The organism is Pseudooctadecabacter sp., assembly GCF_965657175.1.
Classification (GTDB): domain Bacteria; phylum Pseudomonadota; class Alphaproteobacteria; order Rhodobacterales; family Rhodobacteraceae; genus Octadecabacter.
Genome location: NZ_CBFHNH010000006.1, coordinates 113,947 through 127,622, shown reverse-complemented (window position 1 = coordinate 127,622; position 13,676 = coordinate 113,947). Strand labels below are relative to the sequence as shown.

The 13,676-nt window shown below is 61.8% G+C and carries 13 protein-coding genes; 3 read left to right on the top strand and 10 right to left on the bottom strand.

Annotated features, from left to right (window positions below):
* Positions 1-8: 8 nt before the first annotated feature.
* On the top strand, positions 9-1,787 hold the full coding sequence (locus ACTG36_RS07575; protein WP_375280416.1) for an SLC13 family permease: 1,779 nt from the start codon (positions 9-11) through the stop codon (positions 1,785-1,787).
* A 42-nt stretch (positions 1,788-1,829) separates the two neighbouring features.
* Here ACTG36_RS07575 and ACTG36_RS07570 read toward each other — a convergent pair whose 3' ends face one another.
* The 5 genes from ACTG36_RS07570 to mgtE all read right to left on the bottom strand — a co-directional run bounded on the left by ACTG36_RS07570 (position 1,830) and on the right by mgtE (position 7,409).
* Positions 1,830-3,611, bottom strand: coding sequence for an SLC13 family permease (locus ACTG36_RS07570; protein ID WP_375280415.1), 1,782 nt, complete (start codon positions 3,609-3,611; stop codon positions 1,830-1,832).
* Between the two features lie 20 nt (positions 3,612-3,631).
* Positions 3,632-4,522 (bottom strand): DMT family transporter, encoded by an 891-nt coding sequence (locus ACTG36_RS07565; protein ID WP_439141899.1) that lies wholly within the window; start codon positions 4,520-4,522, stop codon positions 3,632-3,634.
* 32 nt (positions 4,523-4,554) lie between these two features.
* Entirely contained in the window at positions 4,555-5,370 is an 816-nt protein-coding gene (locus tag ACTG36_RS07560) for a TIGR00282 family metallophosphoesterase (protein WP_439141897.1), read from the bottom strand.
* A gap of 114 nt (positions 5,371-5,484) precedes the next feature.
* Positions 5,485-5,982, bottom strand: a complete 498-nt coding sequence (locus ACTG36_RS07555) for a 5-formyltetrahydrofolate cyclo-ligase (RefSeq protein ID WP_375280470.1) — start codon at positions 5,980-5,982, stop codon at positions 5,485-5,487.
* Between the two features lie 53 nt (positions 5,983-6,035).
* Entirely contained in the window at positions 6,036-7,409 is a 1,374-nt protein-coding gene (gene mgtE / locus ACTG36_RS07550) for a magnesium transporter (protein ID WP_375280412.1), read from the bottom strand.
* Positions 7,410-7,514: 105 nt separating this feature from the next.
* On the opposite strand from mgtE, the gene guaD reads away from it, so the two are divergent.
* A complete protein-coding gene (guaD, locus tag ACTG36_RS07545; RefSeq protein ID WP_375280411.1) occupies positions 7,515-8,801 on the top strand; it encodes a guanine deaminase in 1,287 nt (428 codons plus the stop codon).
* On the opposite strand, the gene ACTG36_RS07540 is transcribed toward guaD, so the two are convergent.
* From ACTG36_RS07540 to ACTG36_RS07520, 5 genes are all read right to left on the bottom strand, one after another.
* Complete coding sequence (locus ACTG36_RS07540) at positions 8,798-9,259, bottom strand: hypothetical protein (RefSeq protein ID WP_375280410.1); 462 nt, start codon at positions 9,257-9,259, stop codon at positions 8,798-8,800. The two genes, guaD and ACTG36_RS07540, sit on opposite strands and share 4 nt — an antisense overlap.
* Positions 9,260-9,265: 6 nt before the next feature.
* Entirely contained in the window at positions 9,266-9,727 is a 462-nt protein-coding gene (locus tag ACTG36_RS07535) for a CAP domain-containing protein (protein WP_375280409.1), read from the bottom strand.
* Positions 9,728-9,741: 14 nt separating this feature from the next.
* On the bottom strand, positions 9,742-11,082 hold the full coding sequence (locus tag ACTG36_RS07530; protein ID WP_375280408.1) for an 8-oxoguanine deaminase: 1,341 nt from the start codon (positions 11,080-11,082) through the stop codon (positions 9,742-9,744).
* 84 nt (positions 11,083-11,166) lie between these two features.
* Entirely contained in the window at positions 11,167-11,979 is an 813-nt protein-coding gene (locus ACTG36_RS07525; protein WP_375280407.1) for an inositol monophosphatase family protein, read from the bottom strand.
* 74 nt (positions 11,980-12,053) lie between these two features.
* Complete coding sequence (locus ACTG36_RS07520; protein WP_375280406.1) at positions 12,054-12,422, bottom strand: helix-turn-helix domain-containing protein; 369 nt, start codon at positions 12,420-12,422, stop codon at positions 12,054-12,056.
* Between the two features lie 287 nt (positions 12,423-12,709).
* On the opposite strand from ACTG36_RS07520, the gene ACTG36_RS07515 reads away from it, so the two are divergent.
* Positions 12,710-13,666, top strand: coding sequence for an NADPH:quinone oxidoreductase family protein (locus ACTG36_RS07515; RefSeq protein ID WP_375280405.1), 957 nt, complete (start codon positions 12,710-12,712; stop codon positions 13,664-13,666).
* The last annotated feature ends 10 nt before the right edge of the window (positions 13,667-13,676 follow it).

Genomic DNA, 13,676 nt, shown 5'->3' with positions numbered 1-13,676 from the left:
CGCCCCTTATGACACAAGATCAGATCATCCTTTTCACCCTCTTCGGTCTGGTCTTCGCCATGCTGCTTTGGGGCCGGTTCCGCTATGACATCGTGGCTTTTGGCGCTTTGTTGGTGGGCGTCGTTCTGGGTGTGGTGCCAACCGAAGATGCCTTTTCCGGTTTTGGCCATCCTGCGACCATCATCGTCGCACTGGTGCTGGTCGTCTCCGCCGGGCTGGTCCGGTCCGGTGCGGTCTATCTGATCACCCGCACGCTGGTAGACGCCGCCCGCGCCTTGGGCGGGCATATCGCGATCATGGGCGCCATTGGCGGTGTTCTGTCGGCGTTTATGAACAACGTTGCGGCCTTGGCGCTGCTGATGCCCGTCGACATCCAGACTGCCCGCAAAGCAGGCCGGTCGCCCGGGCTCAGCCTGATGCCGCTGAGCTTTGCAACGATCTTAGGCGGGATGGTCACCCTCATTGGCACGCCCCCCAACATCATCATCGCCTCCATCCGCGAAGAGGCGTTTGGCGAACCCTTTGCCATGTTTGATTTTGCGCCCGTGGGTGGCGTCACAGCCCTCGCAGGCCTGATCTTTGTGGCGCTGATCGGCTGGCGGCTGATCCCCACGCCCGATGGCAAATCCGCAGGGGCCACGATCGACAGCTACACCGATTATCTGGCCGAATTGACCGTGCCAGATGACAGCAAACTGATCGGCAAACGACTGCGCGAACTTTATGACGACGCCGAAAAGAACGACGTCGCTATCCTTGGCCTGATCCGGGGCGGCAAACGCCGCTACGGGACGGCGCAAAACTCAACCCTTGAAGCGCAGGACATCATCATCATCGAAGCAGCCCCAGAGGCTTTGGACGAATTCCGCGCGGCGCTGAACCTAGACTTTACGGACAACCGCCGCGAAGAGTTGCTGTCCGCGGCGTCAGATGGCCTGACGGTCATTGAGGTCGTGGCCACCGAAACCTCACGCATCACCGGCAAAACGGCGGATGCCATTGGCCTTGCATGGCGGCAACGCACGGTGCTGATGGGCCTGTCGCGCAAGGGCAAGCCGGTCAAATCGCAGATGCGCAAGACCGTCATTCAGGCAGGCGATATCCTGTTGTTGCTGGCCCCCAATGATGCGGCCAACGACGTCACCGACTGGCTGGGGTGTCTGCCCTTGGCGGACCGTGGCGTGGCGGTGACCGCCAATTCAAAAGTCTGGCTGGCCATTGGCCTGTTTGCAGGGGCCGTGGCGCTGGCCAGTTTCGGGCTGATCTATCTGCCGATTGCCTTGGGCCTTGTGGTCATGGCCTATGTGTTGGCCAAAATCGTGCCGCTGTCGGAACTCTATACGCATATCGAATGGCCGGTTGTGGTGCTCTTGGGGTCGATGATCCCGCTGGGGGCCGCACTCGAAACCTCAGGTGGCACGGAACTGATTGCAGGGGCGCTGGTCGGCCTGACCGAAGGCCTCGCCCCGTGGATCATCCTGACGGTGCTGATGGTGGTGACCATGACCTTGTCCGATGTCCTCAACAACACGGCGACCACCATTGTGGCCGCTCCAGTGGGCATCCAGATGGCCGACAGCCTTAACGTGTCCGCTGATCCGTTTCTGATGGCCGTGGCCGTGGCCGCCTCCAGCGCGTTCCTGACGCCCATCGGGCACAAGAACAACACGCTTATCTTGGGTCCGGGTGGCTATTCCTTCGGGGATTATTGGCGCATGGGCCTGCCGCTTGAAATTCTCGTGGTTGCCGTCTCGATCCCCGCGATCCTTGTGTTCTGGCCGCTTTAGGTTTCGTTTTGCCCTAAATACTCAACTCCGCCCTTTCGTCCGTCACAGAGGCCAGATGAAGGGGATGACCGCAGATGCCAAGATCCCGATGCTCAGGTTCAGCGGGATGCCGACCCGCATAAAGTCGCTGAACTTGTAGCCACCGGGGCCATAGACCAACGTATTCGTCTGATACCCGATGGGCGTGGCAAAACTGGCCGAGGCCGCGACCATCACCGCCACCACCAAAGGCCGCGGGTCCAGCCCCAGCGCCTGCCCCAACCCGATGGCGATGGGCGTCACCACGACCGCAACCGCATTGTTGCTGACCGTTTCGGTCAGCACCGAGGTGAGCAAATAGACCGCCCAGATGATCAAAAACGGCGGCAGCATCGCCAATCCGGGTGCCACGGCCTCAACAATCAGCGCCACTGCGCCCGAGGCCTGCAGGGCCGCGCCAATGGCCAGCATGGAAAAGATCAGCGCCAGCAAACGCCCGTCCACAAAGGAAAACGCCTCCTCCGCGTCGATACAGCGGGTCAGCAAAACGACAGTGACCGCCAGAACCGACAACAGGAAAATCGGGGCCACGCCAAAGGCCGCAAGTCCGACGATGCCCACCAAAGCCAACAAGGCAATCGGCGCTTGCGACCGGCGAAACGCCCGTGCGGACGGCTGGGACACATCGACCAAATCCATCTCCAGCGCCAACCGCTGGATGTCCTCGTTCGATCCTTCCAACAGCAGAGTGTCCCCTACTCGCACGACCAAATCGTCCAACTGACGCCCGATGTTCTGGTTGCGGCGGTGCACCGCCAGCACATAGACCCCGAACCGCCGCCGCAGCCGCAAGGCACCCAGCGTCCGACCGATCATCTTACAGCCCGGCGTAATCAACACCTCAACCGTTTGGGTTTCCACCGCCGACACCTGATCCACGCGACGCAGTTCTTTGTTGCGTTGCAGGGATAACAGCTCCGTCATGGCGGTGCGCAGCACCACGCGGTCGCCCACCTGCAATTCAACGCCCGCCAGTTTCCGCCTGAGAGACAAATCACCCCGCACCACGTCGATCAATCGCACGCCTTCGCGTTTGAACAGCTGCACGCCTGTCACCTCACGGCCGATCAGGTTGCTGTCGGGGGGGATCACCGCCTCGGTGAAAAAGCGCATTTTTGACCGGTCGGACAACAGGTTCGCCATGCTGTCACGGTCGGGCAACAGACGGGGTGCGATGACGCCCAAATAGAACATCCCCCAGGTGACCAGTACAATGCCCAGCGGTGTGACCTCGAAAATCGTGAACGGCTCCAGCCCTTCGGCGCGGGCCACACCGTCAACAAGCAGGTTGGTCGAGGTCCCGATCAGGGTCAGCGTGCCCCCCAAAATCGCTCCGTAGGACAGCGGGATCAGCAGCTTTGACGCGCTCATCCCCATGGTTTTGGCCAGTTGCACAAAGATCGGGATCATCACCACGACCACAGGCGTGTTCGACACAATGGCCGAGGCCACGACGACAAAGGCCATCAGTGCGGCCAGTGCCAGAACGGGGCGTTCCTTGGCATTGCGTTCGGCCAAACCTGTCAGCGCCTCCAGCGATCCGGTGCGCACCAATGCGCCCATGACGATAAACATCGCGGCAATGGTCCAAGGTGCGGGGTTCGCCAGAACCGTCAGCGCGGTGTCATAAGGCAGCACGCCCGAGGCCAGCAGGATCGACACGCCTGCCATGGCCACGACCTCTGTGGGATAGGTTTCGCGCACAAAAAGCACAAACATCACCGCGACCACGCCCAGCGTCAGCAGGGCCTGTCCGGTTTGCGTCAATCCGAAATACTCAACCATTCTTGCCCCTTGGACAGATCTTACCCACGCGGAGATGCGCCCCGCACAGTGTTGCGCGCCCCGTTGTCCGGTGCAAGTCGTGACCGCAGGGGACGCACCAGCGTCAGCCCCAAAAACATCAGGGCAAGCGCGATCCACACGCCCGGCGCATAGCGTTCGTCCAGCAGGACCATCGACCACACAATACCAAATCCGGTGACCAAATAGGCGGTTTGACTGGCAAAAACCGCGCCGGCCACCGTTACCAGCCACAAAAAGCCGGTGTAAATCATTGTATGGCCCACCGCCGTGGCGATCACGGCCAAACTGGGCAGGTCTGCGCCGATGCCCTTGATCTGGCCGGTGACCGCAGCCGCCATCACCGACACGGGCAGAAAGATCACCGCAGCCCCCGCGAAGGCCTGCAAGGGATGCAGGCCCGCCATCCCGCGTCCGGCCAAAAGCGTGGAATTGAGCGCATAACACAGCGGCGCCACCAGCCCGACGGCCACGGCCCACAGCGCCCCGCTGCCTACATCCCCGCGTGAGATCGCAATCAGAACCATGGCCACGAACCCCAGCCCAAGCCCCGCTGCGCGTGCCGTGGTCAGGACCTCGCGGCGCAAGGCCAGCCCCATCAACAGGGCAAAAATCGGGATGGTCGATAATATGATCGCGACCAGACCAGCGGGCAGATGGGTGACCGCCGTAAAGGAGGCGAAATGCGGGATCAACGTGCCCAAAACCGCAACCTGCGCACAAATGGCCCATTGCGCGCGTCCCTTCGGGCGACCCATCCGCGCGGCCAAAGCCCCCGCAAGGATCAGCGTCACAACGCCTTGCCAGACCATGATCCCGAAGGGTTCAAACCCGCCCTCGACAGCGATCTTGTTGGCAGGCTGCATCGCGCCCCAGCCTGCCCCGAAGGTCACGAGAGCCAGCCACGGCAGGACGTTGGAGGGTGTCAGTCCGGCCCGTGCTGGGCCAGCCGTCCGCCCTGACGGACCGGTTCCACCCGCGTGGCTTTGCCGGTGCGGTCATCGGTTTCGACGTATAGACCGCTGAGCGTGGCCTCCCCCATGGCTGGTTCAAACCGTGCTTTAGGCATGCCGGTGATGAACCGGCGCAGGGGTTCTTCCTTTTGCATGCCGATGACGGAATTATAGTCGCCACACATGCCCGCATCGGACTGAAAGGCCGTGCCGCCGGGCAGGATCATCGTATCGGAGGTCGGCACATGGGTGTGGGTGCCCACAACGATGGACGCACGTCCGTCGCAGTAGTGGCCCATGGCCATCTTCTCGGACGTGGCTTCGCAATGGATATCAATCAAAGACGCCTGCACAGCGCCGCCCATGGGGTGGCCACGCATCACGGTGTCTACGGCAGAAAACGGATCATCAAAGGCGCGTTTCATGAACACCTGTCCCAGCACTTGGGCCACCAGTACCTTCCGGCCCCGCGTGGCTTCGAACACCCGCGCACCTTTGCCAGGTGCTGCTTTGGAAAAGTTCAGGGGGCGGATGATGCGTGGCTCGGCCTCGCAGAACTGGATCATGTCCTTTTGGTCAAAGGCATGATCGCCCAAGGTCAGAGCATCGGCGCCAGCCCCCAGCAGGGCCTGTGCGTGTTTCGCGGTCAGCCCCGCCCCGTTTGAGGCGTTTTCGCCGTTGACGACGACGAAATCCAGCCGCCATGCCTCGCGCAGCTTGGGCAGCCGTTCAAGGATTGCAGTGCGGCCAGCGCGGCCCATGACATCGCCGAGGAACAATATTTTCATGAGGTCCGTAGACCAAGACCATCGCCGTTGCGCAAGGTTGAAATGTGGGCGCTCAAAGGGGCTCTGCCCCGTCCTTCGGACTCCCCGAGGTATTTTGAAACCAGAGAAAGGAGGTCAACGTGGTTCGATCACGCCCTCTTCGGTCACGATCAGATCCAAAGGTTGATCGGTGGGTTCCAGCGGCAGGTCGGGCAATTCCTGTGCGGCATAGGCAAAACCGATGGCCAGCGTGGGTCTGAGGGCGCGCAGACCTTCAAGGGTGCGGTCATAGAACCCGCCACCATAGCCCAGACGCCCGCCCGCGCGGGAAAATGCCACCAAGGGAACGATAAGGATTTCGGGGGTGATCCAATCGCCCGTTTCGGGGATGCGCGCGCCGAAGGCACCTGGGGTCATGGCGCAGCCAGGGGTCCAGGTGCGGAACTTGAGAGGCTGGCCTGCCGCTTCAATCACCGGAAGACAGACCGGGCCGTGGGCTGCGGCCTCCTCCATCGCCGGGGTCGGGTCGATTTCCGTGCGCATCTGGGCGTAGCCGGCCAGCGGCACGCCGCGATATCCCGCAAGGACCGACGACAAGTGGCCCGCGTGGCCAAAGCCTGCCTCATGGGCCATTTTGCGCGCGGCGAAGGCCGCTTTGCGCGCGGCGTCTTTGCGGTCCTGCAATGTCACAGCAACATCACCGCCGCCAACCCGAGGAAGGCGAAAAACCCGACCACATCCGTCACCGTTGTCACAAAGGCGCCTGAGGCCAGCGCCGGATCAATGCCGATCTTTTCCAAAATCACCGGAATACCTGTGCCCGCGAGACCCGCCACCACCATATTGATCACCATGGCCAACGCGATCACCACGCCCAACATCGGCTGGCCAAACCACACATAGCCCACCAGCCCCATGATCACCGCAAAGGCGAGGCCGTTGATGAGGCCCACCAGAACCTCGCGTCTTATGACGCGCCAGACGTTGGCTCCGGTCAGGTCCTTGGTCGCAATCGACCGCACGGCCACTGTCAGACTTTGCGTGCCCGCATTGCCCCCCATGGACGCCACGATGGGCATCAACACCGCAAGCGCCACCAGCCCTGCGATGGTTTCCTCAAACAGCGAAATGATCAGGGAGGCCAGAATGGCCGTCACCAGATTGACCGCCAACCACGGAAAGCGACGTTTGGTTGTGGCGATGACCTTGTCTGTCAGGCTTGATTCCCCGTCCACACCGGCCAGACGCAGGATGTCTTCTTCGTGTTCTTCATCGAGCACAATCATCGCGTCGTCGATGGTGATCACGCCCACAAGCCGGTCATCTTCGTCCACCACAGGGGCTGAGATCAGGTGATACTGGTTAAAGGCATAGGCCACGTCGCCTTCGTCCTGATCGACGCGGAAGGTGCGGAAACTGTCCTCCAACAATTCGGTCAGATGGATCGGACGCGGCGTGCCCAGCAGGCGGCCCAAGGTCACATAGCCCACGGGTTTCATCCGCGGATCGACCAGAATGACATGGTAGAACTGTTCGGGCAGATCGTCAGAGGCGCGCAGATAATCAATCGCCTCCCCCACCGTCCAATGGGCGGGCGCGCGCACGACTTCCATTTGCATCAGGCGGCCTGCGGATTTTTCCGGATAGGCCAGCGCCTTTTCGACGGCCACACGGTCGCCGGCATCCAGCGCATCCAACACCTGTTCTTGTTGGTCCTCATCAAGGTCTTCGACCAGATCGACCACATCATCGGATTCCAGATCACGGACCACGTCGGCCAATTCTGTGGGGCCGAGGGCATCGATGATTTCTTCGCGCAGGTCATCGCCGAGCTCGGACAGGATGTCGCCATCCACCCCGCCCTTCCATTGATAGAGCAATTCCGCCCGTTGGCGATCATCGATCTGCTCCATCAGGTCGGCAATGTCAGCGGGGTGCAGCGGGTTCAGCAGCCGGTCGAGTTCGGCCTTGTCAGAGGCGGCAAGGGCCGCTTTGACCCCCGAGGCCAGCATTTTTGGCAGGCCTTCGTCGTCTTCGGTGATCTCAATAGCCTCTGACATGGCGGTCCCCTTTCGGCTGCACATTAGTGAACTTAGCGTCACCCTCAAGCGGTCAATAACAATTGGCGATTTACGATCCTCGGACGCGGACATATTTTGCGCGGTATGAATGATCTTCTTCTTTTGGGGCAAACCCTGCGCTTTGACGCCGATCCCTTCGCGACCGCCATTGAGGACGCGGCGGTGGCGCTGACCCATGGTGGTGTCCTTGTGCAGGGCGGCCGGATCGCGCAGGTGGGGGACGGTGCGGCGCTCAAGGCCGCACATCCGCAGGCCCGCGTGGTCGATCACGGGGATCACCTGATCTCGTCGGGCTTTGTGGACGCGCATATGCATTATCCGCAGACGGCGATGATCGCGTCGTGGGGCAAGCGGCTGATTGATTGGCTGAACACCTATACATTTCCAGAAGAGATGCGCTTTGCGGATGAGGAATATGCCACGGATATTGCGGGGCGCACCCTTGATCTGGCGCTGGCCCATGGCACCACGACGCTTACCAGTTTTTGCACAATTCACCCCGCATCCGTGCGCGCCTTTTTTGATCAGGCCGCAGCACGCGGGATGGCCGTGGTCGCGGGGAAGACATGCATGGACCGCAATGCGCCGGATGGTCTGCGCGACACGGCGCAATCGGCCTATGACGACAGCAAATCCTTGCTTGAAACCTACCACGGCAAAGCCCGCGCCACCTATGCCATCACGCCGCGGTTTTCGCCCACCTCTACCCCCGATCAACTGGCGGCGATGGGTGCGCTTTGGGCGGAACACCCGGAGGTGTTGATGCAAACGCATCTAAGCGAACAGACTGACGAAATCGCTTGGGTCCGCGATCTGTTTCCATCGGCCCGCGATTATCTGGACACCTATGAGCAATTCGGCCTGTTGGGCGCACGCGGCCTTTACGGCCACGCGATCCACCTTGAACCGCGCGAAATTGACCGGCTGGCAGAGGTCGGCGCCGCTGTCGTCCATTGCCCCACGTCCAACACGTTTATCGGTTCGGGGCTGTTCGACATGGCGGGGGTCAAGGCGCGGGGTATTCGAACGGGGCTTGCCACAGACACCGGTGGCGGGTCGTCGTTTTCCATGTTGCGCACCATGGCCGCCGCCTATGAGGTGGCGCAGTTGCGCGGTACGGCCCTGCATCCTGCGCAGCTGATGTGGCTGGCCACCGAAGGATCCGCGCAGGCCTTGCGCATGGGCGGGCAGATCGGGTCGCTGAATGTGGGCGCTATGGCAGACATCGCGGTGATTGATCTGGCCTCGACCCCCGCGATTGCCCAGCGCGCCCGTCGCGCGGATGATCTGTGGGAGGCCCTGTTCCCGACCATCATGATGGGTGATGACCGCGCGATTTCAGCCACTTACGTGGCAGGACGGCGCGTCTAACGCGTCAGCATCAGGGCCAGCCCCCGCCCGATGGTTGCCGCGTCCAGGGATGAGGGGACCGGAATGAAAACATCCTCTCCTCCCCTCTCAAACCCATAGCGCCCCCGCACCGCGCGCATCGGTGTCAGCGTGATGCCGTCGCGTGTCTGATGTATCAGGCCATGAACCAAGGCGTTTGCAAATCGCGTCTGGCCGATCTTCGCCTCCTGGCGAAACGCCTCCATGGTGTCATGGAACGCGCGGGTTTGTTCCCCCAGTGACAGCTTTTTCTTGCGGATCGGGGTCGACGCGTCGAGCGCGTCAAACACCCCCTGTCCCAACCCGGCAGGATCAGTCAGGTCGGCCCGCCGCACCTTATCACAGGCCGCAGCGATCCCCTGCTGGGGAAAGATCAACGCGCGCCCGTCGATGGCATAGGCCGCGGCATGCGCCTGACGATTCCGCCCGATCCCGTACATGGCGGCCTAGCAGCCTGCGCCCATAACCAGCACCCAATTGTTATCTGTCCGGCCAATGCCGAATTCTGTCACGTTAGAGGCCAAAAGATTGCGGCGGTGTCCAGGCGAATTCATCCACGCCGTCACCACGCCCTCAGCCGTGCGTTGACCGTTGGCAATGTTTTCATTGCGCGCACAAGTGTAGCCTGCAGCGCGGGCGCGATCCGAGAAGGAACTGCCATTCGATCCGGTGTGCGCGAAAAAGCCGTTCGCTTGCATATCTTGCGCGTGACGCTGGGCTGATTGAGACAACCGGCGGTCTTCGGACACAGGCGGCAGCCCGTTCTGGGCGCGCGCGGCATTCAAAAAGGACATCACGGAGCCCGACGGGGCCACAACCGCCACGGGCGAGGTCCCTGTGCTGGGCGTGGACAGGGAGGATCCGCAGGCCGACAGGGCCAAACAGGCAGCGGCGATTACATATTTCATAAGTCTCTCCTCACTCAGGTTTGCAAGGCCTGAACGAGTTGGCCTTGCCGCACAATCGCACGGTTCAAATCAAAGCTGACCACGCGGGAGTTCGCCACCACTGGGCGGCCTTCCACCCATAAATCGCGCACCCACGTGGGGCCTGCCAGCAAAAGGGCGACCGGATCCCATGATCCTGCAGCCTCAATTCCCGACACATCCCACAGCGCGATGTCTGCTCGTTTACCAACGCTGATCTGGCCGCAATCGTTCCGGCCCAAAACCTCGGCCCCGCCGCGCGTGGCAATCTCGAGCGCTTCGCGCGCGGACATCGCATCCGCCCCCAGCGCCACCCGTTGCAACAACATGGTCTGGCGTGCTTCACCGATCAGCGATCCCGCATCGTTGGAGGCTGATCCGTCGACGCCCAACCCAACCGGCACCCCCGCATCGCGCATGGCGCGCACCGGTGCGATGCCCGACCCAAGGCGGCAGTTGGAACAGGGGCAATGGGCCACGCCGGTCTTGGTGCGTGCGAACAGATCAATCTCTTGTCCGTCCAGTTTTACGCAATGGGCGTGCCAGACATCCGGCCCCGTCCAGCCAAGGTCTTCGGCATATTGGCCCGGACGACAGCCAAATTTCTCCAAGGAATAGGCGATATCCTCATCGTTTTCCGCCAAATGCGTGTGCAACATCACACCCTTGTCACGCGCCAGAACAGCGGCATCGCGCATCAGGTCACGGCTGACGGAGAACGGCGAACAAGGTGCTACGCCCACGCGCACCATCGCGCCCTCGCCTGCGTCGTGGTGGGCATCAATGACACGGATGCAGTCCTCAAGAATATCCGCCTCCCGTTCGACCAGACTGTCCGGCGGCAGGCCCCCATCGCTTTCACCAATGCTCATGGCGCCCCGGGTCGGATGAAACCGCAAGCCCACGTCATGGGCGGCGGCAATCGTGTCATCCAGACGCGACCCATTGGGATAAAGGTACAGATGATCGGACGTCATTGTGCAGCCCGACAGGGCCAGTTCGGCCAGACCAATCAGGGCCGAAACATACATCTCCTCCGGTCCGAACCGCGCCCAAATGGGATAAAGCGTCTGCAACCATCCAAACAGCAACGCGTCCTGCCCGCCGGGCACAGCGCGGGTCAGCGTTTGGTACAGGTGGTGGTGCGTGTTCACGAGGCCCGGTGTCACCACACAGCCAGCAGCGCTGACCACGTCGGCGTTGGGGGCATGGATCGCAAGGCCGATCTCAGCGATCACGCCGCCGCGGATCAACACATCCGCGCCCGACAACTCCCGCCGGTCATCGTCCATGGTGACAACAGCCAAAGCGCCCTTGATCAAAATTTCACGGTCCATAGCCGTCCCTTTCTTCAAACGAAGGCGCGGCGCAGCCGCGCCGGATCGGATTGGCGAAGCCAATTCGAAAGTCCCCCGATACCTTCAATATTTCGCTAAGACGTCGAGGGCCGCCGCATGCAGGTCGGCATTGGCCGCAGCCAAAGCCCGCCCGCCTTCATGGGCCGGTGCGCCGGTCCAATCGGTCACGATGCCGCCTGCCGCCTGAATGACCGCGATGGGGGCTTGAATGTCGTAGGCGCTTAGGCCCGCTTCAACGACCAACTCCACCTGCCCCGCCGCAAGCAGAGCGTAACCGTAGCAATCCATCCCATAACGCGTAAGCTTACAGCGCGACGCCACATCCTTGAACGCAGCACCCTCGCTCGCGGTGCCTACCTCGGGGAAGGTGGTTAGGATCGTGGCCTCGGCCAAGATGCCCACGTCGGAGGTGCCAAGCGGCCGCGCACCCAAGGGGCCCGTCATCTCGGACAGGCCAAACCCGCCCTCAAAGCGTTCGCCAATGTAGGGCTGATCAATCAGGCCATAGATCGGGCCCGCGGCATCCCGAAGGCTGATCAAGACACCCCAAGTGGGGGTGCCGCTGATAAAGCCACGGGTGCCATCGATGGGGTCCAGAACCCATTGCAGCCCGCTGGTGCCATCATCCGTGCCGTATTCTTCGCCCAAAATCCCGTCTTGCGGACGCAGCCGCACCAGCACATCGCGCATGGCGCGTTCGGCGGCGCGGTCGGCCTCGGTCACGGGGTCAAAACCGCCCGCTTCTTTGTTGTCGGATGCGAGGTTGGTGCGAAACAGCGGCAGGATCGCCGCACGGGCCGCATCGGCAATCTCATGCGCACAGGCCCGCAGGGTCGCCTGCAGGCCGTCATCTGGTTGCACATGGAGTAATGTCATCGCCCTGCCCTTTTGCCATGGTCCCCCTGCGGTAGCGGGGGGACACATAGTGCGTCAAGGGTCAGAGGCGGCCGTTAGCTGACTTCGCTGAGAACACGCGCCAGATCGAAGAGGCGGCGGCGTTGGTTCTCGGGGATGGCGTAGTAGCTGCGCAGCAACTCCAACGCTTCCTTGTCAGACAGGATATCACTGGGCATTCCGTTCATCTCGGCGGGCATGTCCTCACCGGTCAGCCCCTCGAAAAAGAACGACACATCCACATGCAGCGCATGGGCAATGTCCCACAGACGCGATGCGCTGACGCGGTTCATGCCTGTTTCGTACTTTTGGATCTGCTGGAACTTGATGCCCACTTGATCGGCCAGTTGCTGTTGCGTCGTCCCACTTACCCAACGGCGTTGGCGAATACGTTTACCAACATGGACGTCGACAGGATGCTTCATTTACCTTTTCCAATTCTTGCTTTGGCGGGCTTGGTCCAAATCGAACGCGCCGCCTTTATCGTTTTGATCTGCACCGAGTGCTTGAAGGGCGTGTCGCCCGTGCAGATAAAACACGCAACGGTTGCGCGACGTGTCCTGTCCTAAAGTGCAGGTACGTTCATGACGTTCGGTCGAAACGGCAAATTTGATGGGCCAAATAGTCATCCCTCGGCTTTTATGCTCAGATGGGGTCAACGATTCAGTTTGTGCCATTCCGGTGCCCACACCCGACAGTCCAAAAGGTTCTCATGCGCGCATTTCAAGTCACCGATCACGCCACCCCGCCTCAGCTGACCGACGCTGCGGCCCCCTCCCCCCAAGCCGGTGAGGTCCTGTTGCAGATTGAGGCCTGCGGCCTGAATTTTGCAGATTTGCTGATGGCCAAAGGCACTTATCAGGACACGCCCAAGCCGCCCTTCACCCTCGGGATGGAAGTCTGCGGCACAGTGCTGGCCACGGGCGACAGCGTGACCTCGCCCGCCGTTGGCACCCGTGTTGCAGTCTTTGGCGGCCAAGGCGGTTTGGCCGAACAGGGGGTTTTTCCGGCTGCATTGTGTCGCGCCGTACCGAACGGCATGACGCCTGCCCAAGCAGCAGGGTTTCAGGTGGCTTACGGCACGTCCCATCTGGCGCTGACGCGGCGCGCGCAGTTGCAGGAAGGGGAAACGCTACTGGTGCTGGGGGCTGCGGGCGGTGTGGGGCTGACAGCGGTGGAAATCGGCAAAGCTATGGGCGCCACGGTCATCGCTGTGGCGCGGGGGGCCGAAAAATGCGCGATTGCAAAAGCGGCGGGGGCAGATCACACGATTGACGCAAGCGATGACATCACCGCGCGCGTCAAGGCGCTCGGGGGGGCCGATGTGGTGTATGACCCTGTGGGCGGCGACGCGTTCAAGGCCGCCGTCAAAGCGACCAACCGCGAAGGCCGCATCCTGATCATCGGCTTTGCCAGCGGCGATCTGCCCGACATCCGCGCCAATCATATTCTGGTCAAAAACATCAACGTCATCGGCTTTTACTGGGGCGGCTATCTGCAATTCAACCCCACAGCCCTGACCGACAGCATGGGGGAGCTTCTGGACTGGTACGCCCAAGGCCGCCTGCGCCCCCATGTAAGCCATGTCCTGCCCCTTGAGGACGCCGCCGACGCGTTGGAGCTTTTGCGCAGCCGCAAAAGCACCGGCAAGGTGGTTGTAACGCCCTAGGGGTCGGACT